Genomic DNA, 24728 nt, shown 5'->3' with positions numbered 1-24728 from the left:
GTAGGGCGGTCGTCGGGTGTCCGTTCGTGCGCGTTAGTCTCGGTTTGTTCGACAGACGCAGGCAGGAGCGGGAGGCAGCAATGGCGAAGGTACCGGCCGCGGCGGTGGCCGCGGGTGGGCTCATCGGCGGGTACGGCGTGGCCCGGTGGACCAAGAAGCGGCAGCTCGGCGGGGTGGTGCTGGCGGCCGCCGGGGCCACGGCCGCGCAGCAGTGGCGTCAGCAGGCCGGCGGGAAGGCCGCCGGGGCGCTGACCGTCGCGTACGTCGCCGCCTTCGCCGGGTCCCACCCGCTGGCCAAGAAGGTGGGCGCCTGGCCCTCCGTGTTCGGCGTCGCCGGTGCCGTGGCCCTCGCCTCGTGGGCCGTGGCCGACCGGCGGGCTTGAGCGAGTACGCGACGGTACGAGCCTGAGTACCTACGACGGTCGCCGCCGGGCCCGCCCCTCGCGCTGAGCCCGGCGGCGGTCCTGTCCTGGGCCGACTGTGTCGGCACCGGGTCAGGCGACTTCCCCGCCCACCCCCGACCGTCCGGCCGGGACACCCACGATCAACACGGACACGTGCTCCCGTACGGACTCGCCGAGGACCGTGGTCACCGCTTCCGTCAGGGACCTGATCAAGCGGGCGGGCGCGTCAGGGATCTGAGGGTGGGTCAGGGCCGCCTCGCGCAGGGCGAGCGTGACGAGCGGCGCGGGTGCCTTGCCGGGTATGCCCGCGGTTCCCCAGCGGTGCTCGGGGACGCCGAACAGTTCCACGACCGCGACCGTACGCGCCCACTCCCCGACCACGGCGGCCACCGCGTCGGTCAGCGCCCGGACGAGCTTCGGTTCGACGTCTCCGTCGAGCGTCTCCTCGCGGATCTGCACGGTGAGGTGTGGCATGAGGGATCTCCGTTCGCGTGGATCGGTACCATGACGCCAGGTTCCCTTTGAGGGCAAAGCATCTTTGCTTTCAAAGCTAATGAGAGGGATGGTCGATGTCAACGAGCGTCGACGACGCCGTCAGGGCGCTGCTGCTGCTCATGCCTCGCATGGTCGGGCGGGCCAAGCGCATCCCGGTGCCCGAGGAGCTCCAGTCGCTGGCGCTCGCTCCGCGGCACCTGTCGCTGCTGTCGTACCTGCTCTTCGACGGGCCTCTGACGGTGAACGACCTGGCCGCCCGCCTCGAAGTCGCGCCGACCACCGTCAGCCTCATGGTCGGCGAGCTGAGCGGGAAGGGAATTCTGGAGCGGCGGGAAGACCCGGCCGACCGGCGGCGACGCATCGTCAGCATCACCGACGCCCAACGGCCCTCCATCTCCGCGTGGCTGGCGCGCGGAGCCACCGCCTGGCGTCAGGCGCTGGAACCGCTGACCCCCGATCAGCGGCAGCTGGTCATCGACACCTTGCGCGCCTATGAGGCCGCGGCGGCGGACACGGACTCCGCGCCCGAGACCGAGGCCGCGCCCGAGGCCGAGAGCGTGACCGAGGGCCCCGTTCCCTGAAATGCCCGGCGGTACGCGTACGGGCTCGTTCCCACCACTCGCTTGAACCGCTCCCGGAACGCCGTCGGTGAGCCGAACCCCGCCTGGGTCGCGATGCGTTCGACCGGGTACGTGGTCGTCTCCAGGAGGTACTGGGCGCGGCGGACCCGGGCGCGGTGCAGCCATTGGAGCGGTGTGGTGCCGGTCTGGTCGCGGAAGCGGCGGTTGAGCGTACGAGTGCTCATGCCGGCGTGGGCGGCGATGTCCTCCAGGGTCAGCTCACGCTCCGCGTTCTCCTCCAGCCAGGCGAGGAGGGGCTCCATCGTGGTGCCGGCCGGTACCGGGGGCTGGTCGTGGATGATGAACTGGGCCTGGCCGCCCTCCCGTTCGAGCGGCATGACCGACATCCGGGCCGCGTGCGCGGCGACCGCCGAACCGTGGTCCTGGCGGATCATGTGCAGGCACATGTCGAGGGCGGCGGCCGCGCCCGCCGAGGTGAGGAACTGGCCGTTGTCGACGTAGAGGACGTTCGGGTCGACGGTCACGGCGGGGTACCTGGCCGCCAGGTTCGCGGCCGCGACCCAGTGCGTGGTGGCGCGCAGCCCGTCCAGCAGGCCGGTGGCGGCGAAGACGAAGGCGCCCACGCAGATCGAGGCGATCCGGGTGCCGTTCGCGGCCGCCGCGCGCAGCGCCTGCGTCACGCCCGGCGGGAGCGGGGCGGCCGGGTTCGCGATGCCGGGCAGGATGATCGTGTCGGCCTCGGCCAGCGCCTCCAGGCCGTAGGGGGCGCGGATGGTGAACGGGCCCGCGCTCACCTCCTCGTCCGCCGCGGGCGAGCAGACCCGGATCCGGTAGGGCTCCCGGCCGTCCGGCAGCCGGGCCCAGCCGAAGGTGTCGATCGGGGCGGAGAGGTCGAACGGGATGACCTGGTCGAGCGCCAGTACGGCCACGGTGTGCATGGCCAGAGCGTAGACATACAGCGGATTGTGGCCAAGCGGGGCCCTCAGCCTCGTGGCCTCGTGGGGCTACGTTCGGGCTGCCGATTCCCCGCGGCAGGACGGTTGGCGAGAATCCGTTGGACCCTGGCAGAAGTGCCGCTTCTGCAAGATCGCGCGCACCCCTAGCGTCAGCCCGTGAACAAGTTCCTTCTCGCCGTGCACGTCCTCGCCGCGATCGTCGCCGTCGGGCCCGTCACCGTCGCCGCCAGCATGTTCCCGCCCAGTGCGCGCAAGGCGCTCGCCGAGCCCGGAGACGCCCAGGCCCTCTCCACCGTGCGGGTGCTGCACCGCATATGCCGTGTGTACGCGACGGTCGGCGTCGCCGTGCCCGTGTTCGGGTTCGCCACGGCCAAGAACATGGGCGTGCTCGGCGACACCTGGCTGATCGCCTCGATCGCGCTGACGGCCCTGGCCGCCGTCGTCCTCGCCGCGCTGGTCCTGCCCCGGCAAACCGCGCTCATGGAGGGCATGGAGGGCATGGAGGAGTCCATAGAGGAAGGCGTGGGGGAAGGCGGGCAGGGTGCGGCGTACGCCGGAGCGAACCGTGTCGGCCCGCGGGACATCGCCCGGCTCGCCATGTTCACCGGGCTCTTCAGCCTCCTCTGGGCCACCGTCACGATCCTGATGATCGTCCGACCGGGGTCCACCACGGGCGCCTAGCCCTAGGATCCGGCTCATGCATGGACAGGTGCACGGACCACACGATCCGTCGACGCCCTCGGCCCCGGGGGCCTACCTCGCCACCCTGGAGGGCCGACTGACGGCCGACGGGTGCGCCACCCGCTGGGAGGACTGGGCCGGGGTGCCCGTGCTGGTGGGGCGGCGGTCGGACTTCCGGCTTCGCTGGATGGCGACGAAGCTGTATCTGTTCACCGTGGCCGCGGCGGTTCCGGAGATCACCGTGCCCGTCGTCGAGGGCTTCACCGAACAGGTGACGAAGTACGCCAAGGACACCAAGGGCGGCCTGCCCGTCGGTCTGCAGAACGGGGTCGGCGCCTTCCCCGTCCTGGTCAGCGACCGCGTCGACCCGGCCGCCGTGCGGTGGGCGGAGGAGCGCCAACGCGTCCGGTTCGCCTGTATGACACGGCCCGTCGTGGTCGACAGCTCCCGCCCGTACGTGGGCATGTACCGCGGCAAGCCGGCCCTCGGGCGCATCTACGCCACGTACTTCATCGAGAAGGGCTCGCGGTACTTCTACGGTCCGTGAATCGTCGCTTCAACGGTCCGTGAGTCCTCCTCCCCTCCCCGCCGGACGGTCACCACCACCGGGCGAGGCTGAGTGCCTCGTCCGACGAGTCCCAGGAGTCGCCGGAGCCCGAGGAACTCGCCCAGTCCGCCGCCCGGTACCGCCTCGCCACCGCCGTCGCGATCAGTACCCCCGCCGCGACCACCAGCGTGAAGAAGGCCCAGGTGAGCGGCCAGACCGCCGCGTCCGGGGGCTCCGGGTGGGAGTGGAAGGAGACGTACATCAGTGCGGCCGGCGGCCCCGCCACCAGCAGCAGGGGCCAGGCCAGCGCGTCCCGGCGGCCGAGGTAGGCGGCCAGGAGCAGCAGGGCCACGCCGAGGAGGACGGCGCCGAGCACGGTCATCGAGGTCGTCTCGGTGATCGCCCCGGTCGCTCCGGGGCGATTGCGCAGGTCCCAGGGGAGGCAGAGGAGGTACGCCGCGCCGGAGAGGGCGGCGCCGAGCACGCGCGTCAGCCAGCGTTCCGGCCAGGGGCGCGTTCGCAGAGGGCCTAACAGCTTCTCGGTCATGCGTACGAGGGTTCCCGCCCGGGCGGCGGGCCGACAGAGTACGCGTACTCAGGTTCCCGTAATCAGGCTCCTGTGCTCAGGCGGAGTCGGCGGGTGCCGCCGCCGACAGCGGGGTCGCGATGTCCTCCAGCGAGCGTCGTTCGGCCTTCACCGCCAGGAACGCGGCGACCAGCCCCGCCACGCACATCAGGCCCGCGCCGATCTGGAAGGCCAGCACGGTGTCGCCGACCACGCCGGACTGGGTGAGGTTCGCGAAGACCAGCGGTCCGCTGATGCCGCCGGCCGCCGTGCCGATGGCGTAGAAGAAGGCGATGGCCATCGCGCGGGTCTCCATCGGGAAGATCTCGGAGACGGTGAGATAGGCGCTCGACGCGCCCGCCGAGGCGAAGAAGAGGGCCACGCACCAGCAGGCCGTCAGGGTCACCGCGCTCAGCGAGCCCCGGCCGAACAGCCAGGCCGTGCCGAACAGCAGCAGCCCGGAGAGCAGGTACGTCGACGAGATCATCGGGCGGCGGCCGACCGTGTCGAAGAGCTTGCCGAGCAGCAGCGGGCCGAGGAAGTTGCCGAACGCGATCACGGCGAAGTAGTAGCCGGTGGCGCCCGCCGGGACGTCGTAGAACTTCGTCAGGATCGCACCGAAGCCGAAGGTGATCGCGTTGTAGAGGAACGCCTGGCCGATGAAGAGGGAGAGGCCGAACGCGGCGCGCTTGCGGTAGGTCGCGAAGACCGTGCGGGCGATGGTGAGGAAGCCGATGCTCTTGCGCTGATGGATGGTGATCTCCCCGACGGGAGGCGGCAGTTCGCGGCCACCGAGGTCGGCGCGGACCCGTTCCTCCACCGAGGCCACCAGTTGCTCGGCCTCCTCCTGTCTGCCGTGGATCAGCAGCCACCGTGGGCTCTCCGGGACATTGCGGCGTACGAGGAGGATGACCAGGCCGAGGACCACGCCGAGGGCGAAGGTCAGCCGCCAGCCGATGTTCGCCGGGAAGAGGTCGGTGTCCAGCGCGACGATCGACAGCAGGGAGCCGCCGATCGCGCCCAGCCAGAAGCTTCCGTTGATGATCAGGTCGACCCGGCCGCGGTGCTGGGAGGGGATCAGCTCGTCGATCGCGGAGTTGATGGCCGCGTACTCGCCGCCGATGCCGAAGCCCGTGAGGAAGCGGAAGGTGAAGAACCACCAGGGCTCGAAGGAGACGGCGGTCAGAGCCGTGGCCCCCAGATACACCGCCAGGGTGACCATGAACAGTTTCCTGCGGCCGAAGCGGTCGGTGAGGCGGCCGAAGAACAGCGCCCCGACGCACGCGCCGGCGACATAGAAGGCCGCCGCGGTGCCGGTGACCTGCGCGGAGGTGATCGGCAGGCCGCTGCCGGGCTCGGAGAGGCGTCCGGCGATGTTGCCGACGACCGTGACTTCCAGTCCGTCGAGGATCCACACCGTGCCGAGGCCGATCACCACGGTCCAGTGCCAGCGTGACCAGGGGAGGCGGTCGAGACGAGCGGGAACGGCGGTGGTGACCCGGCCCCCGCCTTGATCCCGGCCTTCCCCCCGGCCCTTTTCCTCAACGGTGGACATGAGGCTCCCTCCTCGTCGAGCGACGCCTGCCCGGGTTCCCTCCGGAGCACGGCCTACGCCCGCCCGAGTGCGGTCACGCCCTCCCGAGAGGGATCTACGCCCCCACGATCCGCGACACCGTAAAGATCAGCAACCCGGCCAACGAGCCCACCACCGTGCCGTTGATCCGGATGAACTGCAGGTCACGGCCGATGTGGGCCTCGATCTTCCTGGTCGTGTGCTCGGCGTCCCAGCCGGCCACCGTGTCGGTGATGAGGGAGGTGATCTCGGCCCGGTACGTCGTCACCACGTACACCGCCGCGCCCTCGACCCACCGGTCGACCTTGGCCTGGAGCTTGGGATCGGTGGCCATGCGGGCGCCCAGCGAGAGCAGGGAGGCCCGCACGCGCAGCCGCAGCTCACTGCGCTCGTCCTCGGCGGCGGACACGATCATGGACCGTACGGCCGTCCAGGCGGAGGCGATCAGGTCCTGGACCTCGCCGCGGCCCAGCACCTCACCCTTCAGGCGCTCCACGCGCGCGCGGGTGTCGGTGTCGGACTGGAGGTCGGAGGCGAAGTCGGTGAGGAAGCGGTCGAGGGCGCCGCGGGCCGGGTGGGAGGGGGCGTCGCGCATCTCGGTGACGAAGCGGAGCAGCTCCTTGTAGACCCGCTCGCCGACCTTCTTGTCGACGAAGCGCGGGGTCCAGCCGGGCGCGCCGCCCTGGATCGCGTCCATGACCTGCTCGTCGTGGAGCACCAGCCAGTCGTGGGCGCGGATGCAGACCAGGTCCACGACCCGCTTGTGGCCGCCGTCCGCGACGATCTTCTCCAGCATCTTCCCTATGCCGGGCGCGATCTCCTGGGCGTCGGCGCGGCGGGTGATCGCCTCTCCGACCACCGCCTGCACGTCGGAGTCGCGCAGCACGGTCAGGGCGCCTCTGAGCGCGGCGGCGAGCTCGGCGGTGACCCGGTCGGCGTGCTCCGGTTCGGCGAGCCAGGCACCGAGACGGCTGCCGATGCCCACGGCGCGCAGGCGCTGTCGTACGACGTCGGAGGAGAGGAAGTTCTCGCCCACGAACTCGCCGAGCGAGACGCCCAGCTGGTCCTTCTTGGTGGGGATGATCGCGGTGTGCGGGATGGGCAGGCCGAGCGGGTGGCGGAAGAGGGCCGTGACCGCGAACCAGTCGGCGAGCGCGCCGACCATGCCGGCCTCGGCGGCCGCCGCGACATAGCCGGTCCAGGGGCCGGCGCCCTCGTGGGACGCCCATTTCGCGAGGACGTACACGAGGGCGACGAAGAGCAGCAGGCCGGTGGCCGTCAGTTTCATCTGGCGGACACCGCGACGCTTCTCCTCGTCGGCGGGGCTGAACGACGTCATCGCGCGGTTCGGCGGGCCGGGTTCGGTCGTCGCGCGCCGCTCCCGGCCGGGGCCGGCCGTCGCGCGTTCGGCCTGGTCGACGGCGGTCGTCGCGCGGTTGCCGGAGGCGCCGGACCGGGCGGGCTGCCCTTCGGCGCCCGCGTCTTCCGGTTCTGTTCGTTCCATTCACTCCACCCGTTCGCCGCGCCGTCCGAGGGCTCCGTACACATTGTCCCTTCCTGACCGACTCCCGGAACGGAACAGGAGTTCCCTGCGTCTGTTCGGGCGGGGGGAACTCAGGGGAATCCTGGGGCCGTCTCCGGGAAATCTCAGGGGCACCTCCGGGGCGTCCCAGGGTCGTTCGAGGCCACGGGAGGGGGTCCCGTCGTTTTCCTCCCTACCCCGTACCCCATCATGTGATCATCACTTCGGAGCCTCGGGCTCCCCTCGCCCGAGGAGACACGCACCGCATGACCAAGCGTCATGGTTATGCCCTGCTGGCCGCCGTCACCGCCGTGATCGTGGCCATATCCGGAGCCATATACGTGGGTGTCGCCGCCGACGACGGCACCGGCGGCACCCGCAACGCCACCGCCGACAACCGCGCCCCGCGCGACTCGGCCGCCCCCGCCTCCTCCGGCACCTGGGTCGGCACCTGGTCGGCCTCCCCCGCCGGAGCCGAGCCCGGCACCGAGACGAACGGCATGGCGGGCCGCTCCCTGCGCAACGTCGTGCACACGGACGTCGGCGGCACCGAAGCCCGCATCACCCTGTCCAACCTCTACGGACAGCAGCCGCTGAACATCACGCACGCCTCGATCGCCGTCGCCGCGGCCGCGAACGACGCGGCGGCGGTGGCCGACACCATGCGCCGCCTCACCTTCTCCGGCAGCACCACCGTGATCGTCCCGGCCGGAGCGCAGATCATGAGCGACGCCGTGCGCGTGCGCATCCCGCGCGACTCCGACGTCCTCGTGACCACGTACTCCCCGACCCCGTCCGGCCCGGTCACCTACCACCCGCACGCACGGCAGATCTCGTACGCCGCCCAGGGCGACCGCACCGAGGACGCGACCGCCACCGCGTACACCGAGCAGACCCCGCACTGGCGCTACCTCACCGCGCTCGACGTACTGAGCGACGAATCCGTCGGCACCGTCGTCGCCCTGGGCGACTCGATCACCGACGGCATCACCTCCACGGAGGGCGCCAACCACCGCTGGACGGACGTCCTCGCCGACCGGCTGCGCGCCGCGGCCGGCTCCGGCGACCTGCCTCGCTACAGCGTCGTCAACCAGGGCATCAGCGGCAACCAGGTCCTGGCCGAAGGACTCGGCCGGCCCGCCGACAACCCGAGCGGCCTGAACCGTCTCGAGCGCGACGTGCTCGGCCGTACGAACGTCAAGGCCGTCGTCATCGACCTCGGCGTCAACGACATCCTGCGCAACCAGGGTGAGGTCGATCCGCGGACGGTCACCGACGGACTGCGGGAGATGGTGCGGCGGGCGCATGCGCGCGGACTGCGGGTCGTCGGGGCGACGCTGATGCCCTTCGGCGGCCATCGCGGGTACTCACGGTCGCGTGACGCCGTACGCCGGGCCGTCAACGCGGAGATCCGGGCGGGGAAGGTGTACGACGCCGTCGTCGACTTCGACGAGGCGTTGCGGGATCCGTACGATCCGCGGCGGCTGCGGGCCGATTACGACTCCGGGGACCATCTGCATCCCAGTGACAAGGGGTACAAGCGGATGGCGGAGGTGTTCGAGCTCGGGGACCTGAAGGGGGCGGCGCCTGCGGAGCTGTGACATCGGCCGGAAACTAGTAGCCGCCGTGCCTCCGCCGATGCCGCTCGTCCCTGCGCTCCCGGTGCCGTTCCCGGCGCTCCTCCTGGCGCTCCCTGCGTTCCTCGTGGCGTTCGCGGATGAGGTCGTGGGCGTCGTCGAGGGCGTCGAACATGTCGCCGAGGCCGTCCCGCCGTGAGCCCTCCAGTTCCTTGCGGGCGCTCTTGCGCTCCAGCTTCTCCTGGCGGCGCTCCTCCTTCAGGCGCAGCCGCTCGGCGCGGGTCAGCTTGCGCTCCACGCCGACGCCGCCCCAGAAGGCGAAGCCCGTGACGATCACGCGCGGGGCGCCCGGGTCCCCGGCCCGCCCCTCCTCGCGGTGGTCGAAGCCGCCCATGATGCCGATGCCGCGGACGACGACCTCGACGCCGGGCGGCACGATGACGTTCACGCCGCCCATGACGGCGACGACGTTGACGACGACCTCGCGGTCCGCGAAGTTCGCCTCGCGCAGGTCGATCTCGCCGCCGCCCATGAAGGCGAAGGAGTTGAAGCGTTTGGGGACCGTCCAGCGGCCCTTGCGCTCGAAGCCCGACAGGATCGCGACACCCCACGAGGACGAGCCCTCGCCGCCGACGATCCGCCCCGCCCAACTCCCGCTCTCCTCAGGCTGCTTGACCATGGAGACCGGGGCCGCGGCGTGCGCGCCGGGCAGATCGCGGGTGAGCGGCTCCAGTTCCCTGTACGTCCGCGCCTTGAACGTCGCTTCCAGCCGCTCCTCGAACTCCTCCATGTCGAGGCGGCCCTCCGCGAGGGCGTCCCGCAGCTGTTCGGCGACTCGTTCACGATCGGCGTCGGAGGCCCGGAGCTCCGGGCTCGGGGATCCGGGGTCAGGCGGCGTCGGTCGCTGGTCGTCGCTTCCCCTGGAAGGCGCATCCTCGGTCATGGGAGCCAGCCTACGAGAGAGCCTTCTCCGCGTACATGCGGCTGATGACCGCCTCGATGTCCGGCTCCCGCACCGAGAGGTCGACCAGGGGGAACTCGGCCGCGATCCGCGCCACCAGCTCGGCCGCCGACGCCGTCGCGGGGAAGGCGAGCCACTGCCGGGGCCCCTCCACCTTCACCACCCACGCCGAGTCCACCTCGATCGGCGGGAGCTCCCGCTCCAGGTCGACCACGAGAGTGCGCTCGCTCTCCCCCACCTCGTGCAGCCCGGTCAGCGGACCGTCGTACATCAGCCGCCCGTGGTCGATGACCATCACCCGCCGGCACAGCTGCTCGATGTCGGTGAGGTCGTGCGTGGTCAGCAGCACCGTCGTGCCGCGCTCGGCGTTCAGGTCCCGCAGGAAGGAACGGACCTTGGCCTTGCTGATCACATCGAGGCCGATGGTGGGTTCGTCGAGGTAGAGGACCTCGGGGTCGTGCAGCAGCGCCGCTCCGATGTCGCCGCGCATCCGCTGCCCCAGGGAGAGCTGGCGCACCGGGACGTCCAACAGGGCTTCCAGATCCAGGAGTTCGACGCAGCGGTCGAGGTTCTCCCGGTAACGGGCGTCCGGGATCCGGTACATGCGGTGCATCAGCCGGTAGGAGTCGATCAGCGGAAGGTCCCACCACAGGGTCGTACGCTGCCCGAAGACGACCCCGATGTGCCGCGCGAGGCGGGTCCGCTCGCGGGACGGGTCGATGCCCGCCACCCGCAGCCGGCCGGCACTCGGGGTGAGGATGCCGGTGAGCATCTTGATGGTGGTCGACTTGCCCGCGCCGTTCGGGCCGATGTAGCCGACCATCTCACCGCGCGCCACGGTGAAGGAGAGGGAGTCCACGGCCCGTACCTGGCGCCGTTCGCTGCGCAGGAAGCCGGTCTTCTTGCGGACGTCGAAGACCTTCTCGACGCCGTCGAGTTCGATGAAGTCGCCCACCGGATCCCTGAGCGGGTCCGTCATCAGGCCTGTTTCCATGTCGGTTCAACTCCCCGTGCTGCGATACGAACGAAGTCCCGCCCGCCAGGCGACCCCCGCCAGCGCGCAGCAGCCCGCCGCGATCAGGGGCGGGGTGAAGGCGATCCAGGTCGGCAGGTCGAGCGGGTAGGGCCGGCCCAGCACGTACAGCCCGGGCAGCCAGTTCACGAAGGCCAGCGGGAGCACGAAGGTGGCCCCGCGCACCAGGTCCTTGGCGAAGACGGTCGGCGGGTACTGCAGGAGCGTGGTGCCTCCGTACGTGAAGGAGTTCTGTACCTCGGAGGCGTCCTGCGCGACGAACTGGAAGGCTCCGCCCGCCACGAACACGGCCGCGAAGATGGCGGCGCCGCAGAGCAGCATCAGCGGGATCATGAGCAGTCTGAGCGGCGTCCAGTCGATGTCGAGCACGGCGATCGCGTACGCGAGGACCAGCAGCCCCTGGGTGACCCGGCCGAGGCGGCGCAGCGCGAAGCGGTCGGCGGCGACCTGGGCGAGTACGGGGACGGGGCGTACGAGGAGCGTGTCGAGGGTGCCGTCGCGCACTCGGCGCCCGAGCCGGTCCATCGAGCCGACCACCAGGTCCGTGATCCCGAAGGAGGTGGCCGAGATGCCGTACAGGAAGGCGACCTCGGGCAGGCTGTAGCCGCCGAGCCGGTCGACCCGCGAGAACATCAGCAGGACGGCGGCGAAGTCGAGGGCGGTCGCCGCGAAGTTCCCGAAGGTGGTCATCACGAAGGAGGCGCGGTAGGCCATCGTGGAGCGGATCCACATCCCGGCGATCAACCGGTAGGCGCGGACTCCGTCCCGCACTCGGGCATACGTCCCCTGCGGCGCACCCAGGACCGCCGAAGCCGCCGGTTCCCCGGAGGTGAGCGAGTCCCCTGAGCCCCGTGAGGTTTCCGGTACCTCCGCCGAGTCAGCCACCCTGCACCACCACCCTCCGTGTCGCCACTGACTGGATCAGCCGGCCCAGGGCCAGCAGCCCCATCGCCCAGCTCGCCTGGAAGGCGTACGTGGCGAGGGGGTCCGCGGTGCCGAGCAGAACGTCCGCGGGGCCCTGGACCAGGGACGACCAGGGCAGGGCGCGTACGACCTCGCCCAGCGCGCCCGGGAAGACGTTCAGCGGCAGCAGCATCCCCGAGCAGAAGACACCCGCGATCATGGACATCTGCGCCGCGCCCGCCCCGTCGAGCAGCCAGAACGCGGACAGGGCCACCAGGTAGCGGAGCGAGAAGCTGACGACCATTCCGAGCGCCACCGCGATCAGGAACGCGATCCAGGTCAGCGGGTCGGCGGGGAGCGCCAGTTCGAAGCAGAGCGCGCCGAACGCCAGGGGCACCACTCCGCGCCCCAGCAGATGGAACATCGCCCGCCCCGCGTCCTGGGACAGCCACCACAGCTGGAGGTCCGCGGGCCGGTACAGGTCGATCGCGATGTCACCCGTACGGATGCGCTCGATCAGCTCGTCCTCGAAGCCGCCGCCCATCGTCGCCATCGCCATGAGCAGCGCCTGGGAGAGCCACACATAGGTGAGCGCCTGGGCCTGGTCATAGCCGCCGAGGTGCGGTTTCTCGTCCCACAACGCCATGAAGACGTACGCCAGGATCAGCCCGAAGACGGTGTTGGTGAACACCCCCGCCGCCGTCGCCGTCCGATAAGTGGCGTAGCGCCGGAACCCGCCCACCGCGACGGCCGTGTACAACCGCCCTGTCCCCACGAGGATGTCCTCCTTGCGTCAATAGGGCCGTTGTGGCCGAAGCGCAGGAGCCTAGCCCCGCCCGGCTTCGCCTGCCAGGCATTTTCAGGCGCGACACGTGCCGGGATCCGGGAACGGAACGCTTGGTGCGACAGTCTTCAACAGGGGGCGCACCAGGCGTATGAGGGCGTACGGGAACGTACGATGCGAAACAGGAGTCCGGCGAACAGATGAGTGACAAGCCGCAGCCGCAGCAGAGCAGCCAGGGCTGGGTCCCGAGGGAACCGGAACCGGCGCCTCAAGCGGCACCGGGCGGACCGGGCAGCGACGGCGCGCCGGGCGATCCGGGTGGGACGGACGCACCGGGCAAGGCGGGGAAGAAGGCCAGGCGGAAGCGGACGGGCTGGGGGCGGCTCATCCCGACCTGGCGGATGGTGCTCGGCACGTTCCTCGGCGCGATACTGCTCGTGATCGGCCTGTTCACGCTCGGCTACTACCTGGTCAAGATCCCGCCCGCGAACGCCGCCGCGACCAAGCAGAGCAACGTCTACCTGTACGCGGACGGCAGCCAGCTCGCCCGCGACGGCGAGGTCAACCGCGAGAACGTGACGCTCGCTCAGATCTCCAAGGACGCCCAGCACGCGGCACTCGCCGCCGAGGACCGCGACTTCTACACCGAGTCCGCCGTCGACCCGAAGGCGATGATCCGCGCCGGCTGGAACACCGTCACCGGCAAGGGCAAGCAGTCCGGTTCGACGATCACCCAGCAGTACGTGAAGAACTACTACCTGGGCCAGGAGCAGACCGCCACGCGGAAGGTGAAGGAGTTCTTCATCTCCATCAAGCTCGACCGCCGGAAGAGCAAGGACGACATCCTCGAGGGCTACCTCAACACCAGCTACTACGGCCGCAACGCGTACGGCATCCAGGCCGCCGCCCAGGCGTACTACGGCGTCGACGCCAAGAACCTGACGATCGGTCAGGGCGCCTACCTCGCCGCGCTCCTGAACGCGCCGAGCGAGTACGACGTGGTCGCGCACCCCGAGAACAAGTCCGCGGCCGTCGCCCGCTGGAACTACGTCCTCGACGGCATGGTCAAGAAGAACTGGCTGACCCGGGCGGACCGGGCCAAGGTCACGTTCCCGCAGCCCAAGCAGGAAGTGGTCGCGGCCGCCATGTCGGGCCAGCGCGGCTATCTGGTGCAGGCGGTCAAGGACTACCTCGTCTCGAACAAGATCATCGACGAGGACACCCTGACCACCGGCGGCTACCGCATCACGACCACCCTCCAGAAGTCCAGGCAGAACGCCTTCGTGAAGGCCGTCGACGACCAGGTGATGTCGAACCTCGACAAGAAGAACCGCAAGGTCGACCGGTACGTCCGCGCCGGCGGCGTCTCCATCGACCCGGCCACCGGCAAGGTCGTCGCGATGTACGGCGGCATCGACTACACCAAGCAGTACGTCAACAACGCGACACGCCGTGACTACCAGGTCGGCTCCACCTTCAAGCCGCTCGTGTTCACCTCGGCCGTGCAGAACGGCTCGCAGACGCAGGACGGCCGCACGATCACCCCGAACACGGTCTACGACGGCACCAACAAGCGCCCCGTGCAGGGGTGGAACGGTGGCTCGTACGCGCCCGAGAACGAGGACAAGATCTCGTACGGGCCCATCACGGTACGCACCGCCACCGACAAGTCCGTCAACGCCGTGTACGCGCAGATGGCCGTCGACGTCGGCCCCGGCAAGGTCAAGCAGACCGCCGAAGCCCTCGGCATCCCCGCCAACACTCCCGACCTGACCGCCACCCCGTCCATCGCGCTCGGCCCGTCCACGGCCAGCGTCCTCGACATGGCGGAGGCGTACGCGACACTCGCCAACCACGGCAAGCACGGCACGTACACGCTCGTCGAGAAGGTCACCAAGGACGGCACGTCGGCCGTGAGCCTGCCCAAGCAGGACACCGAGCAGGCGGTGACCCGGGAGGCCGCCGACACCACCACGTCCATCCTGCAGAGCGTCGTCGAGGGCGGCACCGGTACCGCCGCGCTGGCCGCCGGCCGACCCGCCGCGGGCAAGACCGGCACCGCGGAGGAGGACCAGGCGGCCTGGTTCGCGGGCTACACCCCCGACCTCGCCACCGTCGTCTCCGTCATGGGCCAGGACCCCGACACCGGCACCCACGAGTCGCTCTACGGCGCCCTCGGCCAGGCCCGCATCAACGGCGGCGGCTACCCGGCGCAGATCTGGGCGCAGTACACGAAGGCCGCGCTCAAGGGCAGCAGCGCGAAGGACTTCGACCTCCAGCTCCAGCCGGGCGCGGAGGAGCAGCAGCTCCCGAGCGCCGGCCCCACCGACCAGACCCCCGGCACCGGCGGCCAGGACAACGGGGGCCAGACCACGGGCGGGACGGCCACCCAGAGCCCGCCCCCGGACGAGACCCAGGGGCAGACCCAGGGCCAGACGGACGGCCAGACCCAGGGCCAGACGGAGGGTCAGATCCAAGGTCAGACGCAGGGCCAGACGGACGGCGGCACCACCACCGGGGGCGGCACGACCGACGGAACGACCACCGGCGGCACCACGGACGCGGGCACCACCACCGGCGGCGACACCGCGGCCCCGTCGGGCGGGACCACGGACGGCGGCGGTACGGCGGGGACGACCGCGGGAGCGGGGCCACTGAGCGGACTGACATCACGAAAACAGTGACCCGCGCAGTGACCCGCGCCTGGACTCAGATCCCCAGATCCTTGATGATCTTCGCCACGTGCCCGGTCGCCTTGACGTTGTACAGCGCCCGCTCGACCTTGCCCTCCTCGTCCACGATCACCGTGGAGCGGATGACGCCGACGACCGTCTTGCCGTACAGCTTCTTCTCGCCGAAGGCGCCGTACGCCTCCAGGACGGTCTTGTCGGGGTCGCCGACCAGGGTGACCTTCAGGGACTCCTTCTCGCGGAACTTCGCGAGCTTCTCGGGCTTGTCCGGGGAGACGCCGATGACGTCGTACCCGGCACCGGCCAGCACGTCGAGGTTGTCCGTGAAGTCACAGGCCTGCTTGGTGCAGCCGGGGGTCAGGGCCGCCGGGTAGAAGTAGACGATGACCTTGCGGCCCTTGTGGTCGGCGAGGGAGACCTCGTTGCCGTCGGCGTCGGGCAGGGTGAAGGCGGGGGCGGTGTCGCCGGGCTGGAGTCGCTCGCTCATCGGTACCTCACGTGGCCGGGGTGAATGCTTACGGGACTACGGGAACGAGCGTAATGGGGGTGCCGAGGGGTGAGCGGCGGCCCGAGCTGACAGACTGTCGACGGCACAGAGGCAGAGATGGAACACGACCACGGAGGCAGCGCGGTGTCGGATACGTCGAGAACGTCGGATACCAGGACTCCGGCGCAGATCGAGGCGGACATCAAGCGCCGCCGCGAAACACTCGCCGAGACGCTCGACGAGATCGGCGTGCGTGTCCACCCGAAGACGATCGTCGGGGACGCCAAGGCCAAGGTCGCCTCCCAGATCGACCACACGCTCGGCCGCGCCTACGTCGGCGTCAACCGGGTGGTCGGCGATGTGAAGGGGCAGTTCGTCACCGAGGACGGCGCGCCGCGCCTGGAGCGCATCGTGCCCCTCGCACTCGTCACGGTCGGGGTCGTGGGCCTGATGGTGACGGGCTCACGGCGACGCAAGCGCTGACAACGGCTCGACCCCGGCTCGACTCGGCTCGGTCGGCTCGACCCGGCTGCGTACGGACGGCTCAAAGGCAGGTAGGTTCTGGGCGTGAGCGCCAATCGGGACAAGCAGACCCCCCACCACGACAAGTTGCCCATCCGGATGCTGCACGACCGCGTGCTGGTGCGGCAGGACGCCGCCGAGGGCGAGCGGCGTTCCGGCGGCGGCATCCTCATCCCCGCGACGGCGGCCGTCGGCCGACGCCTCGCCTGGGCCGAGGTCGTCGCGGTCGGGCAGAACGTACGGACGGTGGAACCGGGCGACCGTGTCCTCTACGACCCCGAGGACCGGGCCGAGGTCGAGGTGCGGGGGATCGCGTACGTGCTCATGCGCGAGCGCGATCTGCACGCCGTGGCGGCGGACCGCTTCGAGGGCTCCGAGGACTCGACCGGCTTGTATTTGTAGGGCGTAGCCGACATGACGGGGCTGGTGACCATGGTCACCAGCCCCTTTTGCCTGCGCTTTGCTACCGTGGAAGACGCTGGAAGGACCCGACGAGACGCGCCGTACCGGGCGGAGAGCGAAAGAGCTCCCAGGTAAAGACGACGCACCCCTGTTGATCACTCACGGAGGTGCCTCCCATGGCCTGGATCCTGCTGCTCGTCGCCGGTCTGCTCGAAGTCGGCTGGTCGATCGGCATGAAGTACACCGACGGCTTCACCCGCCTCGTCCCCAGCGTCCTCACCGGCGCGGGCATCGTCGCGAGCATGGTCCTCCTCTCCTACGCCGCCAAGTCCCTCCCCATCGGCACCGCCTACGGCGTCTGGGTGGGCATCGGCGCGGCCGGCGCGGCGCTCCTGGGCATGCTCGTCCTCGGTGAACCGGCGACCGCCGCCCGCATCTTCTTCGTCTGCCTGCTCCTGGTGGCGGTGGTGGGCCTGAAGATGACGTCGGGGCACTGAGGCACCCCTCCCGCTCCCGCCGCGTCAGAACGAGATCCACACGTCAGGAGCCAGGTCGGGCCGCCCCGGTACCGGCCTGCGCTCCTCTGTCCAGGCGTCGCCCGCGATCTCGGCGGCGACGCGGCGCCAGAAGCGCACGGCGCCCGGATTGTTGTCCTGGAAGGCGACCTCCCACGGCCCTGGATGCCGGCCGACGACCTCACGGACGGCCCGCAGCCCGACCCCCGTCCGCCGCGCCCCCCGCACCACGAAGAAGCTGTTGAGCACGCGGGTCGGACCGTCCAGCCCCCGTACGAAGGCGAACCCAACGGGGTGTTCACCGCTCGTCACCAGATACGGCGCCCGGTCGCCGTCCGCGAACGCCGCCTCCAGTCGCTCACTGCGGAACGACCCATCCGGACGGGGCAACACGCCCCGGAACTCGGACAGGTCGTGCTGAAACAGCGCCCAGAGACGGTCGAGTACGGGGCGGTCGGCGGCGTGGGCGAGGGCGAGGCGCACGGTCGTGTCGGACATGGTCCCCCTCCAAAGGTTCCGGGTCCGGGACATGAAAAAAAGCCTCCCGGGCGGACGTCTTGTCCGAATCCGAAAGGCCTGACTACTCATCAGCAGAGTACCAAAAGCCGGACGTGACCATCCGATAAACGGTTCGTTACTCCGTACGAGGCCACGAACGTGTGGCCGGAACGGAGGGGAAACATGCCGGTCAGCCCGTATACCCAGGAGCGTTTGGATGAGGCGGCGAGGTCGTCGCGGACGTTGTCGGAAGCGTTGACGAAACTTGGGGTGGATCCGAAGAGTTCGACGCGGCGGTATCTGAACGAGCGTATGAAGAAGCTGGACGTGGACATCTCGCACTTCGAGCACGAAGGGGTGCGGTGGACGAAAGATCTGCGTCGGGCGCTTCGCGAGACCGGAGTTCCCGAGCACTGCGCCAAGTGCGGCACGGCTCCCGAGTGGAACGGGAAACCCATGGCACTGGAGATCGACCACATCAACGGCGACTGGAGCGACGACCGGCGCGAGAACCTGCGGCTGCTGTGTCCCAACTGTCACGCGATCACCAGCACGTGGTGCAGGGGCGGAAAACAACGTCGTACGTAGACGGGCACCGCGTCACCGGTAGCATGGGTTCGCACGCGGCCGTTGCTGAATGGTATAAGCGGAGGTTTTAGGTGCCTCTGGGCCTTGCGCCCATGTGGGTTCGAATCCCATCGGCCGCACACACAGAGGGGCCGTCCAGCGAGGCGGCCCCTCTCCGTGTCTCAGCCCAACAACTCCCGAACCACCGGCACCAGCCCCCGGAACGCCTTCCCCCGGTGGCTGATCGCGTTCTTCTCCTCGGGGGAGAGCTCCGCGCACGTCCGCTTCTCCCCCTCCGGCTGGAGGATCGGGTCGTAGCCGAAGCCGTTCGTGCCGGTCGGGGTGTGGCGCAACGTGCCCCGCAGCTGGCCCTCGACGACGCGCTCCGTGCCGTCCGGCAGGGCGAGCGCCGCCGCGCAGGCAAAGTGGGCGCCCCTGTGGACTTCGTCGATGTCGGAGAGCTGGGCCAGGAGAAGGTCCAGGTTCGCGCGATCGTCCCCGTGCCGTCCCGCCCAGCGGGCGGAGAAGATGCCGGGGGCGCCGTTCAGGACGTCCACGCAGAGGCCGGAGTCGTCGGCGACGGCGGGCAGGCCGGTGGCCTGGGCCAGGGCGTGGGCCTTGAGGAGGGCGTTCTCGGCGAAGGTGACGCCGGTTTCCCTGACGTCGGGGATGTCCGGGTAGGCGTCCGCGCCGACGAGGTCATGGGCGAGACCGGCGTCGGCGAGGATCGCCTTCAGCTCGGTGATCTTTCCGGCGTTGCGGGTGGCGAGGATCAGGCGGGTCATGGGGACCAGTATCCAGGGGCCGGAGAGCCGCTCGTCACGGCGTGCAGACCTTCGTCAGTTCTCCGGCCGCGTCGGTGACCGGGCTGACGTCGGGCGTGTTGTCGCCGTTCTTGACGGCCGTACGGACGTTGCCGACGGCCTTGTTCAGGTCGTCGACCGCCTTGTTGACGTCGGCGTTGTCCGTCTTGTCGCCGATCTTGTCGAGGTTGTTCTCGATCGCGTTGAGGGACTCGTCGGTCTGCGTCGGGTCGTTCGCCGCGTTCTCCACGGCCTGCTGGAGGTCGGTGACGCTGTCGGCGATGGAGTCGGCGGTCTGGACGCAGTCCAGGGCCTTGTTGACGGCGTCGCAGCCGACGGCCGCGGGCAGGCCGACGAGTACGGCGGCGACGGCGAATGCGGCTGTGCGGCGTCGGTGGCGCGCGGCCATGGAACGGTCCCTCCCCGTGGACAAACATGTGGTCGACCCCGTGGCGCGGTCGGCTCGGCCCGTGCGCGGGCCGACGGGGGCGCACGGCTGGACCGTACGCCCGTACCCCTAAGAACGCGAAGGGCTATTCCGCGGTTGCCTCGAGGGCCGCCCGCTGGATCGCCGCGAGCTCGTCGCAGCCGGCGACGGCGAGATCGAGCAGGGCGTTCAGCTCCTTGCGGTCGAAGGGCTCGGCCTCCGCGGTGCCCTGGACCTCGACGAAGCGTCCGTCGCCGGTGCAGACGACGTTCATGTCGGTGTCGGCCTTCACGTCCTCCTCGTAGCAGAGGTCCAGGAGAGGGATCCCGCCGACGATGCCGACCGAGACGGCGGAGACGGTGCCGGTCAGGGGCTTGCGGCCGGGCTTGACCAGCTTCTTGGCCTGCGCCCAGGTGATCGCGTCGGCCAGTGCCACGTACGCGCCGGTGATGGCCGCCGTGCGCGTGCCGCCGTCGGCCTGGAGGACGTCGCAGTCGAGGACGATGGTGTTCTCGCCGAGCGCCTTGTAGTCGACGACGGCGCGCAGGGAGCGGCCGATGAGGCGCGAGATCTCGTGCGTACGGCCGCCGATCTTGCCGCGGACCGACTCGCGGTCTCCGCGGGTGTTCGTGGCGCGGGGAAGCATGGAGTACTCGGCGGTGACCCAGCCCTCTCCGCTGCCCTTGCGCCAGCGCGGGACGCCCTCGGTGACGGAGGCGGTGCAGAACACCTTGGTGTCGCCGAAGGAGACGAGGACGGAGCCCTCGGCGTGCTTGCTCCAGCCGCGCTGGATGGTGATGGGGCGCAGTTGTTCGGGGGTGCGGCCGTCGATTCGAGACATGGCGTTGAGCCTAGCGGCATACGGCCGAGGGGCCGCCTCCGGTTGTGGAAGCGGCCCCTCAAGGGTGAGGTACGGGGCTCAAGGGTGCCCCTTCGACTCACATCGACCCAGATCGACTCACGTCGGTTCGCGTCGGTTCACATCACGTCTTCTCGGTTCACATCATGTCTTCGATGTCCGCGGCGATGGGGTCGGCGTCGGTACCGATGACGACCTGGATGGCGGTGCCCATCTTGACGACGCCGTGGGCGCCGGCGGCCTTCAGGGCGGCCTCGTCGACCTTGCTCGGGTCCACGACCTCGGTACGCAGGCGGGTGATGCAGCCCTCGACCTCTTCGATGTTGTCGATGCCGCCGAGCCCGGCGACGATCTTCTCAGCCTTCGTGGCCATGTCCTACTCCCTGATCAGAACCGCTTTGTCGCAGTAACCCACAGTTGGCCCATCTTTGCGAGCGGCCCTGTCGCGCGTACCGAATGATGGCGTTCACGACAGCGCAACCGTTCGTCGACTGGTCTACACCAGTGGACGGGTAGTCGCCAACCCGGCCCCGTCCGGAGGACGCCCATGAGTGCCGACAGCGCCCCCGCGCCCGCACGGGCCCGCTGGAACAAGCTGTTCCAGGGGCTGCAGAAGATGGGCCGCAGCCTCCAGCTCCCCATCGCGGTACTGCCTGCCGCGGGCATTCTCAACCGCTTCGGCCAGCCCGACATGTTCGGCTCGGACGGACTCGGCTGGGACAGCGTCTCCAAGGTCATGAAGGGCGCCGGCGGGGCGCTGCTCGACGGCTCGCTGGGGCTGCCCCTGCTGTTCTGCGTGGGCGTGTCCATCGGCATGGCCAAGAAGGCGGACGGCTCCACCGCGCTCGCGGCGGTCGCGGGGTTCCTCGTCTACTTCGGCGTGCTGCACCAGTTCCCCGAGAGCTGTGCGCAGCAGGCGAAGGTCATCCAGAACATCGGCTGCCAGCTGCCCGACACCTCCGTGACGGCGTTCACGTACCAGAATCCGGGGGTCTTCGGCGGCATCGTGATGGGGCTGCTGACCGCCCACTTCTGGCAGCGGTTCCACCGCACCAGGCTGGTCGACTGGCTCGGCTTCTTCAACGGGCGCCGGCTCGTGCCGATCATCATGTCGTTCGTCGCCATCGTGTTCGCCGCGCTGTGCCTGTGGATCTGGCCGCCGATCGGCGACGCCCTGCAGACCTTCAGCGACTGGCTGGTCGGTCTGGGCGCGTGGGGCGCGGGTGTGTTCGGCGTGGCCAACCGCGCGCTGCTGGTGATCGGCCTGCACCAGTTCCTGAACGTGCCCGTCTGGTTCCAGTTCGGCAGCTACACGACGCCGGACGGGACGGTGGTGCACGGTGACATCAACATGTTCCTGCAGGGCGACCCGAACGCGGGTCAATTCACCTCGGGCTTCTTCCCCATCATGATGTTCGCGCTGCCGGCCGCCTGCCTGGCCATGACCCACTGCGCGAGGCCGCACCGCCGCAAGGAGATCGGCGGCATGATGCTCTCCCTCGCGCTGACGTCGTTCGTCACCGGCATCACCGAACCGATCGAGTACTCCTTCGTGTTCATCGCGCCGGTGCTGTACGCCGTCCACGCGCTGCTCACCGGTGTCTCCATGGCGGTGACCTGGGGGCTGGGCGTGCACGACGGCTTCAGCTTCTCCGCCGGTCTCATCGACTACGTCATCAACTGGAACCTGGCGACGAGACCGTGGGCGATCATCCCGATCGGGCTGTGCTTCGCCGTCCTGTACTACGTGATCTTCCGGTTCGCGATCACGAAGTTCGACCTGAAGACTCCGGGGAGGGAGTCGGAGGAGGAGCACGAGGACACGACCAAGGCGTAGGCCGTTCGTTCACGAACCGCGGGCCGGTGGGTACCGGTCGCGCGGCTTCGTCGCGCCCGGAACCGATTCCTCCCCTTATGACCCAGGCCACAAAATTCGCGGGTTCCTTATCTCACCTTCACCGTGCTACAACAGGTCTACACCACCGAGTGGTATAGACCACGCACACTGGAGGAAGTTGTGTCCACGGCCAGTGCCGCTCCCGCGGCCGACAAGAAGAAGGGCTCCGGCGCGATGGCTGTCCTGCAGCGCATCGGCCGTAGCCTGATGCTGCCGGTCGCCGTACTGCCCGCCGCCGCGCTCCTCGTGCGTCTCGGCAACACCGACATGCTGGGACGCGCGTCCTTCCCCACGTTCCTCACCAAGATCGCCGGCTTTATGACGGCCGGTGGCAACGCGATCCTCGACAATATGGCATTGCTGTTCGCCGTGGGCATCGCGATCGGCTTCGCGAAGAAGTCGGACGGCTCGACGGCGCTCGCCGCGGTGGTCGGTTACCTGGTCTTCAAGAACGTGCTGGCGACGTTCACCGACAAGAACCTGCCGAAGGTGGCCACGGCCGTCGACGGCAAGGTGGTCATGGTGAACGCCCCCGTGGACGCCAAGGTCCTGGGCGGTGTGGTGATGGGCATAGTCGTCGCCCTGCTGTACCAGAAGTTCTACCGGACGAAGCTGCCCGACTGGGCGGGCTTCTTCGGCGGCCGCCGGCTCGTCCCGATCCTGTCCGCGTTCGCCGGTCTGCTGATCGGCATCGTCTTCGGCTACATCTGGCCGGTCCTCGGCACGGGTCTGCACAACTTCGGTGAGAAGCTGGTCGGTTCGGGCGCCGTCGGCGCCGGCATCTTCGGTGTCGCCAACCGTGCGCTGATCCCGATCGGCATGCACCACCTGCTGAACTCCTACCCGTGGTTCCAGGCGGGCGACTACCACGGCAAGAGCGGTGACATCGCGCGCTTCCTGGCCGGCGACCCGACCGCGGGCCAGTTCATGACCGGCTTCTTCCCGATCATGATGTTCGGCCTCCCGGCCGCGTGCCTGGCGATCGTGCACTGCGCCCGCCCCGAGCGCCGCAAGGTCGTCGGCGGCATGATGCTCTCGATCGCGCTGACCTCGTTCGTGACGGGTGTGACCGAGCCGATCGAATTCACGTTCATGTTCATCGCGCCGGTCCTGTACGCCATCCACGCGGTCCTCACCGGCATCTCGCTGGCGCTGACCTGGGCGCTCGGCATGAAGGACGGTTTCGGCTTCTCGGCCGGCGCGGTCGACTTCGGCCTGAACCTCGGCATCGCGACCAACCCGTGGGGCCTGGTCCTGGTGGGCCTGTGCTTCGGAGTGGTCTACTACGCGGTCTTCCGCTTCGCGATCACGAAGTGGAACCTCCCCACGCCGGGCCGCGAGTCCGACGAGGAGCTGGCGGAGCTGCTGAAGGCGGAGGCCAAGTAGCCCCCCGCACACGACCGAGGGCCCCCGGAGAATCCTCCGGGGGCCCTTTCGTACGTACGGGTGGCCGCGGCTCCGACGCCGCGGCGACTTCCGGCTCTCCCGCGGCCTCTCCTACGACGGCCTCTCCTGCGACAACCTCTGGATCCCCTACGACGGCTTCTAGATCTCGTACGTCGCCCGGGGCGTCGCCAGATCCGCGGGGCCCGAGTACACCGCGCGGGCGTCGGCCAGGTTGATCCGGGGGTCCGTCCACGGCGGGATGTGGGTGAGCAGCAGGCGGCGGGCGCCGGCGCGATCGGCGCTCTCACCCGCCTCGCGGCCGTTGAGGTGCAGGTCGGGGATGTTCTCCTTGCCGTGCGTGAACGCGGCCTCGCAGAGGAACAGGTCGGTGTCCCGGGCGAGTTCGTCCAGCGCGTCGGTGACGCCGGTGTCCCCGGAGTAGGTCAGCGACTTCCCGCCGTGTTCGATACGGATGCCGTACGCCTCCACGGGATGGCGCACCCGCTCCGTGTGCACGGTGAACGGGCCGATCTCGAACGTGGCCGGTTTGACGGTGTGGAAGTCGAAGACCTCGCTCATCGAGGAGGCGGTGGGAGTGTCCGCGTATGCGGTGGTCAGTCGCTGTTCCGTGCCCTCGGGTCCGTAGACGGGGAGCGGGTCGCAGCGACCGCCGTCGTGACGGTAGTAGCGCGCGACGAAGTAGGCGCACATGTCGATGCAGTGGTCGGCGTGCAGATGGCTGAGGAAGATCGCGTCGAGGTCGTAGAGACCGCAGTGGCGCTGCAGCTCGCCAAGGGCACCATTGCCCATGTCGAGAAGCAGCCTGAAGCCGTCGGCCTCGACGAGGTAGCTCGAGCAGGCCGATTCCGCGGACGGGAACGACCCCGAGCAGCCGACGACGGTGAGCTTCATAAGAGCTGGAACCTCCGCGCTGACAGGAAGTGCAGAGAGTAGATGCGGGGTGCAGGTACTCGGATGCAGATACGGGAACGGGGGTCGTGCGGTCCGTCGAGCGTAAGGCGCAAAAGGGCGGGTCGCTCCTCCACCAGGGGCTGTTGTGGGCGAACTCACCTGTGGTGTCACCGGTTCGGAT

The 24728-nt window shown here is 69.7% G+C and carries 28 protein-coding genes and 1 tRNA gene; 13 read left to right on the top strand and 16 right to left on the bottom strand.

All coding sequences use genetic code 11. From position 1 onward, the window contains the following. The first annotated feature begins 80 nt into the window (after nucleotides 1–80). Nucleotides 81–383 carry a hypothetical protein gene (locus SMIR_RS23715; protein WP_168491976.1) on the top strand — a complete coding sequence of 101 codons (303 nt, stop codon included), beginning with the start codon at nucleotides 81–83 and terminating at the stop codon, nucleotides 381–383. Between the two features lie 111 nt (nucleotides 384–494). Here SMIR_RS23715 and SMIR_RS23710 read toward each other — a convergent pair whose 3' ends face one another. Next, nucleotides 495–878: a tautomerase family protein gene (locus SMIR_RS23710; RefSeq protein ID WP_212727339.1), complete on the bottom strand. Its 384-nt coding sequence runs from the start codon at nucleotides 876–878 to the stop codon at nucleotides 495–497. Between the two features lie 95 nt (nucleotides 879–973). Here SMIR_RS23710 and SMIR_RS23705 point away from each other — a divergent pair, with 95 nt between their 5' ends. Continuing rightward, a complete protein-coding gene (locus SMIR_RS23705) occupies nucleotides 974–1480 on the top strand; it encodes a MarR family winged helix-turn-helix transcriptional regulator (protein WP_168491982.1) in 507 nt (168 codons plus the stop codon). Here the strand turns inward: SMIR_RS23705 and SMIR_RS23700 are convergent. Then, nucleotides 1390–2418 (bottom strand): GlxA family transcriptional regulator, encoded by a 1029-nt coding sequence (locus tag SMIR_RS23700; protein ID WP_168491984.1) that lies wholly within the window; start codon nucleotides 2416–2418, stop codon nucleotides 1390–1392. The genes SMIR_RS23705 and SMIR_RS23700 overlap by 91 nt on opposite strands. Before the next feature lie 174 nt (nucleotides 2419–2592). Between SMIR_RS23700 and SMIR_RS23695 the strand changes: the two genes are divergently transcribed. Further along, nucleotides 2593–3117, top strand: a complete 525-nt coding sequence (locus SMIR_RS23695; RefSeq protein ID WP_168491986.1) for a DUF2269 family protein — start codon at nucleotides 2593–2595, stop codon at nucleotides 3115–3117. Nucleotides 3118–3133: 16 nt separating this feature from the next. After that, entirely contained in the window at nucleotides 3134–3664 is a 531-nt protein-coding gene (locus tag SMIR_RS23690; protein ID WP_212727338.1) for a levansucrase, read from the top strand. Nucleotides 3665–3713: 49 nt separating this feature from the next. On the opposite strand, the gene SMIR_RS23685 is transcribed toward SMIR_RS23690, so the two are convergent. The 3 genes from SMIR_RS23685 to SMIR_RS23675 all read right to left on the bottom strand — a co-directional run bounded on the left by SMIR_RS23685 (nucleotide 3714) and on the right by SMIR_RS23675 (nucleotide 7306). Further along, nucleotides 3714–4211, bottom strand: coding sequence for a hypothetical protein (locus SMIR_RS23685; protein WP_248002940.1), 498 nt, complete (start codon nucleotides 4209–4211; stop codon nucleotides 3714–3716). Between the two features lie 76 nt (nucleotides 4212–4287). Continuing rightward, nucleotides 4288–5784: an MFS transporter gene (locus SMIR_RS23680; RefSeq protein ID WP_168491988.1), complete on the bottom strand. Its 1497-nt coding sequence runs from the start codon at nucleotides 5782–5784 to the stop codon at nucleotides 4288–4290. 94 nt (nucleotides 5785–5878) lie between these two features. Further along, entirely contained in the window at nucleotides 5879–7306 is a 1428-nt protein-coding gene (locus SMIR_RS23675; RefSeq protein ID WP_168491990.1) for a DUF445 domain-containing protein, read from the bottom strand. Nucleotides 7307–7590: 284 nt separating this feature from the next. Between SMIR_RS23675 and SMIR_RS23670 the strand changes: the two genes are divergently transcribed. Beyond that, complete coding sequence (locus SMIR_RS23670; RefSeq protein ID WP_168491992.1) at nucleotides 7591–8925, top strand: SGNH/GDSL hydrolase family protein; 1335 nt, start codon at nucleotides 7591–7593, stop codon at nucleotides 8923–8925. A 13-nt stretch (nucleotides 8926–8938) separates the two neighbouring features. Here SMIR_RS23670 and SMIR_RS23665 read toward each other — a convergent pair whose 3' ends face one another. From SMIR_RS23665 to SMIR_RS23650, 4 genes are all read right to left on the bottom strand, one after another. Beyond that, nucleotides 8939–9844, bottom strand: a complete 906-nt coding sequence (locus SMIR_RS23665; RefSeq protein ID WP_212727337.1) for a DUF1707 SHOCT-like domain-containing protein — start codon at nucleotides 9842–9844, stop codon at nucleotides 8939–8941. A 10-nt stretch (nucleotides 9845–9854) separates the two neighbouring features. Next, the gene (locus tag SMIR_RS23660; protein WP_212727336.1) at nucleotides 9855–10856 is read right to left on the bottom strand and encodes an ABC transporter ATP-binding protein; all 1002 of its coding nucleotides are present in this window, start codon (nucleotides 10854–10856) and stop codon (nucleotides 9855–9857) included. Nucleotides 10857–10862: 6 nt separating this feature from the next. Continuing rightward, the gene (locus SMIR_RS23655) at nucleotides 10863–11696 is read right to left on the bottom strand and encodes an ABC transporter permease (RefSeq protein WP_248003653.1); all 834 of its coding nucleotides are present in this window, start codon (nucleotides 11694–11696) and stop codon (nucleotides 10863–10865) included. 76 nt (nucleotides 11697–11772) lie between these two features. Then, nucleotides 11773–12573 (bottom strand): ABC transporter permease, encoded by an 801-nt coding sequence (locus SMIR_RS23650; protein WP_168491998.1) that lies wholly within the window; start codon nucleotides 12571–12573, stop codon nucleotides 11773–11775. A 209-nt stretch (nucleotides 12574–12782) separates the two neighbouring features. Here SMIR_RS23650 and SMIR_RS23645 point away from each other — a divergent pair, with 209 nt between their 5' ends. After that, the gene (locus tag SMIR_RS23645) at nucleotides 12783–15266 is read left to right on the top strand and encodes a transglycosylase domain-containing protein (protein ID WP_168492000.1); all 2484 of its coding nucleotides are present in this window, start codon (nucleotides 12783–12785) and stop codon (nucleotides 15264–15266) included. Between the two features lie 25 nt (nucleotides 15267–15291). Here the strand turns inward: SMIR_RS23645 and bcp are convergent, their stop codons facing one another. Then, nucleotides 15292–15759, bottom strand: a complete 468-nt coding sequence (bcp, locus tag SMIR_RS23640; RefSeq protein WP_067379715.1) for a thioredoxin-dependent thiol peroxidase — start codon at nucleotides 15757–15759, stop codon at nucleotides 15292–15294. Nucleotides 15760–15876: 117 nt separating this feature from the next. Between bcp and SMIR_RS23635 the strand changes: the two genes are divergently transcribed. The 3 genes from SMIR_RS23635 to sugE all read left to right on the top strand — a co-directional run bounded on the left by SMIR_RS23635 (nucleotide 15877) and on the right by sugE (nucleotide 17180). After that, on the top strand, nucleotides 15877–16242 hold the full coding sequence (locus tag SMIR_RS23635; RefSeq protein ID WP_422664459.1) for a DUF3618 domain-containing protein: 366 nt from the start codon (nucleotides 15877–15879) through the stop codon (nucleotides 16240–16242). 138 nt (nucleotides 16243–16380) lie between these two features. After that, nucleotides 16381–16683: a GroES family chaperonin gene (locus SMIR_RS23630; RefSeq protein WP_187285621.1), complete on the top strand. Its 303-nt coding sequence runs from the start codon at nucleotides 16381–16383 to the stop codon at nucleotides 16681–16683. 176 nt (nucleotides 16684–16859) lie between these two features. Then, complete coding sequence (sugE, locus tag SMIR_RS23625) at nucleotides 16860–17180, top strand: quaternary ammonium compound efflux SMR transporter SugE (protein ID WP_212727335.1); 321 nt, start codon at nucleotides 16860–16862, stop codon at nucleotides 17178–17180. 24 nt (nucleotides 17181–17204) lie between these two features. On the opposite strand, the gene SMIR_RS23620 is transcribed toward sugE, so the two are convergent. Continuing rightward, nucleotides 17205–17696: a GNAT family N-acetyltransferase gene (locus tag SMIR_RS23620; RefSeq protein WP_168492006.1), complete on the bottom strand. Its 492-nt coding sequence runs from the start codon at nucleotides 17694–17696 to the stop codon at nucleotides 17205–17207. 183 nt (nucleotides 17697–17879) lie between these two features. Between SMIR_RS23620 and SMIR_RS23615 the strand changes: the two genes are divergently transcribed. Both SMIR_RS23615 and SMIR_RS23610 read left to right on the top strand, forming a co-directional pair. Continuing rightward, a complete protein-coding gene (locus tag SMIR_RS23615; RefSeq protein ID WP_212727334.1) occupies nucleotides 17880–18284 on the top strand; it encodes an HNH endonuclease in 405 nt (134 codons plus the stop codon). 35 nt (nucleotides 18285–18319) lie between these two features. Next, nucleotides 18320–18403 (top strand) — tRNA-Leu (locus tag SMIR_RS23610). Nucleotides 18404–18445: 42 nt separating this feature from the next. On the opposite strand, the gene rdgB is transcribed toward SMIR_RS23610, so the two are convergent. The 4 genes from rdgB to SMIR_RS23590 all read right to left on the bottom strand — a co-directional run bounded on the left by rdgB (nucleotide 18446) and on the right by SMIR_RS23590 (nucleotide 20725). Next, complete coding sequence (gene rdgB / locus SMIR_RS23605; RefSeq protein WP_168492013.1) at nucleotides 18446–19048, bottom strand: RdgB/HAM1 family non-canonical purine NTP pyrophosphatase; 603 nt, start codon at nucleotides 19046–19048, stop codon at nucleotides 18446–18448. Nucleotides 19049–19082: 34 nt separating this feature from the next. Continuing rightward, on the bottom strand, nucleotides 19083–19475 hold the full coding sequence (locus SMIR_RS23600) for a hypothetical protein (RefSeq protein ID WP_168492015.1): 393 nt from the start codon (nucleotides 19473–19475) through the stop codon (nucleotides 19083–19085). Between the two features lie 124 nt (nucleotides 19476–19599). Beyond that, nucleotides 19600–20334 carry a ribonuclease PH gene (rph, locus tag SMIR_RS23595; protein ID WP_212727333.1) on the bottom strand — a complete coding sequence of 245 codons (735 nt, stop codon included), beginning with the start codon at nucleotides 20332–20334 and terminating at the stop codon, nucleotides 19600–19602. A gap of 157 nt (nucleotides 20335–20491) precedes the next feature. Next, nucleotides 20492–20725: a PTS sugar transporter subunit IIB gene (locus SMIR_RS23590; RefSeq protein ID WP_030569190.1), complete on the bottom strand. Its 234-nt coding sequence runs from the start codon at nucleotides 20723–20725 to the stop codon at nucleotides 20492–20494. Nucleotides 20726–20899: 174 nt separating this feature from the next. Here SMIR_RS23590 and SMIR_RS23585 point away from each other — a divergent pair, with 174 nt between their 5' ends. Both SMIR_RS23585 and SMIR_RS23580 read left to right on the top strand, forming a co-directional pair. Then, entirely contained in the window at nucleotides 20900–22189 is a 1290-nt protein-coding gene (locus tag SMIR_RS23585; protein ID WP_212727332.1) for a PTS transporter subunit EIIC, read from the top strand. Nucleotides 22190–22369: 180 nt separating this feature from the next. Next, the gene (locus SMIR_RS23580) at nucleotides 22370–23635 is read left to right on the top strand and encodes a PTS transporter subunit EIIC (protein ID WP_101404929.1); all 1266 of its coding nucleotides are present in this window, start codon (nucleotides 22370–22372) and stop codon (nucleotides 23633–23635) included. A gap of 159 nt (nucleotides 23636–23794) precedes the next feature. On the opposite strand, the gene SMIR_RS23575 is transcribed toward SMIR_RS23580, so the two are convergent. Further along, a complete protein-coding gene (locus SMIR_RS23575) occupies nucleotides 23795–24547 on the bottom strand; it encodes an MBL fold metallo-hydrolase (protein ID WP_168492025.1) in 753 nt (250 codons plus the stop codon). Nucleotides 24548–24728 lie beyond the last annotated feature (181 nt).

The sequence above is a fragment of the Streptomyces mirabilis genome (genome assembly GCF_018310535.1).
GTDB lineage: Bacteria > Actinomycetota > Actinomycetes > Streptomycetales > Streptomycetaceae > Streptomyces.
The sequence above is the reverse complement of the archived record's forward strand: the minus strand, read 5'-3'. Positions and strand labels throughout refer to the sequence as shown.

What these genes read in the sequence shown, in the direction of transcription:
- SMIR_RS23715 (WP_168491976.1), top strand. Translation starts at nt 81, where the DNA reads ATGGCGAAGGTACCGGCCGCGGCGGTGGCCGCGGGTGGGCTCATCGGC.
- SMIR_RS23710 (WP_212727339.1), bottom strand. Translation starts at nt 878, where the DNA reads ATGCCACACCTCACCGTGCAGATCCGCGAGGAGACGCTCGACGGAGAC.
- SMIR_RS23705 (WP_168491982.1), top strand. Translation starts at nt 974, where the DNA reads ATGTCAACGAGCGTCGACGACGCCGTCAGGGCGCTGCTGCTGCTCATG.
- SMIR_RS23700 (WP_168491984.1), bottom strand. Translation starts at nt 2,418, where the DNA reads ATGCACACCGTGGCCGTACTGGCGCTCGACCAGGTCATCCCGTTCGAC.
- SMIR_RS23690 (WP_212727338.1), top strand. Translation starts at nt 3,134, where the DNA reads ATGCATGGACAGGTGCACGGACCACACGATCCGTCGACGCCCTCGGCC.
- SMIR_RS23685 (WP_248002940.1), bottom strand. Translation starts at nt 4,211, where the DNA reads ATGACCGAGAAGCTGTTAGGCCCTCTGCGAACGCGCCCCTGGCCGGAA.
- SMIR_RS23680 (WP_168491988.1), bottom strand. Translation starts at nt 5,784, where the DNA reads ATGTCCACCGTTGAGGAAAAGGGCCGGGGGGAAGGCCGGGATCAAGGC.
- SMIR_RS23675 (WP_168491990.1), bottom strand. Translation starts at nt 7,306, where the DNA reads ATGGAACGAACAGAACCGGAAGACGCGGGCGCCGAAGGGCAGCCCGCC.
- SMIR_RS23670 (WP_168491992.1), top strand. Translation starts at nt 7,591, where the DNA reads ATGACCAAGCGTCATGGTTATGCCCTGCTGGCCGCCGTCACCGCCGTG.
- SMIR_RS23665 (WP_212727337.1), bottom strand. Translation starts at nt 9,844, where the DNA reads ATGACCGAGGATGCGCCTTCCAGGGGAAGCGACGACCAGCGACCGACG.
- SMIR_RS23660 (WP_212727336.1), bottom strand. Translation starts at nt 10,856, where the DNA reads ATGGAAACAGGCCTGATGACGGACCCGCTCAGGGATCCGGTGGGCGAC.
- SMIR_RS23645 (WP_168492000.1), top strand. Translation starts at nt 12,783, where the DNA reads ATGAGTGACAAGCCGCAGCCGCAGCAGAGCAGCCAGGGCTGGGTCCCG.
- bcp (WP_067379715.1), bottom strand. Translation starts at nt 15,759, where the DNA reads ATGAGCGAGCGACTCCAGCCCGGCGACACCGCCCCCGCCTTCACCCTG.
- SMIR_RS23635 (WP_422664459.1), top strand. Translation starts at nt 15,877, where the DNA reads ATGGAACACGACCACGGAGGCAGCGCGGTGTCGGATACGTCGAGAACG.
- SMIR_RS23630 (WP_187285621.1), top strand. Translation starts at nt 16,381, where the DNA reads ATGCTGCACGACCGCGTGCTGGTGCGGCAGGACGCCGCCGAGGGCGAG.
- sugE (WP_212727335.1), top strand. Translation starts at nt 16,860, where the DNA reads ATGGCCTGGATCCTGCTGCTCGTCGCCGGTCTGCTCGAAGTCGGCTGG.
- SMIR_RS23620 (WP_168492006.1), bottom strand. Translation starts at nt 17,696, where the DNA reads ATGTCCGACACGACCGTGCGCCTCGCCCTCGCCCACGCCGCCGACCGC.
- SMIR_RS23615 (WP_212727334.1), top strand. Translation starts at nt 17,880, where the DNA reads ATGCCGGTCAGCCCGTATACCCAGGAGCGTTTGGATGAGGCGGCGAGG.
- rdgB (WP_168492013.1), bottom strand. Translation starts at nt 19,048, where the DNA reads ATGACCCGCCTGATCCTCGCCACCCGCAACGCCGGAAAGATCACCGAG.
- SMIR_RS23600 (WP_168492015.1), bottom strand. Translation starts at nt 19,475, where the DNA reads ATGGCCGCGCGCCACCGACGCCGCACAGCCGCATTCGCCGTCGCCGCC.
- rph (WP_212727333.1), bottom strand. Translation starts at nt 20,334, where the DNA reads ATGTCTCGAATCGACGGCCGCACCCCCGAACAACTGCGCCCCATCACC.
- SMIR_RS23590 (WP_030569190.1), bottom strand. Translation starts at nt 20,725, where the DNA reads ATGGCCACGAAGGCTGAGAAGATCGTCGCCGGGCTCGGCGGCATCGAC.
- SMIR_RS23585 (WP_212727332.1), top strand. Translation starts at nt 20,900, where the DNA reads ATGAGTGCCGACAGCGCCCCCGCGCCCGCACGGGCCCGCTGGAACAAG.
- SMIR_RS23575 (WP_168492025.1), bottom strand. Translation starts at nt 24,547, where the DNA reads ATGAAGCTCACCGTCGTCGGCTGCTCGGGGTCGTTCCCGTCCGCGGAA.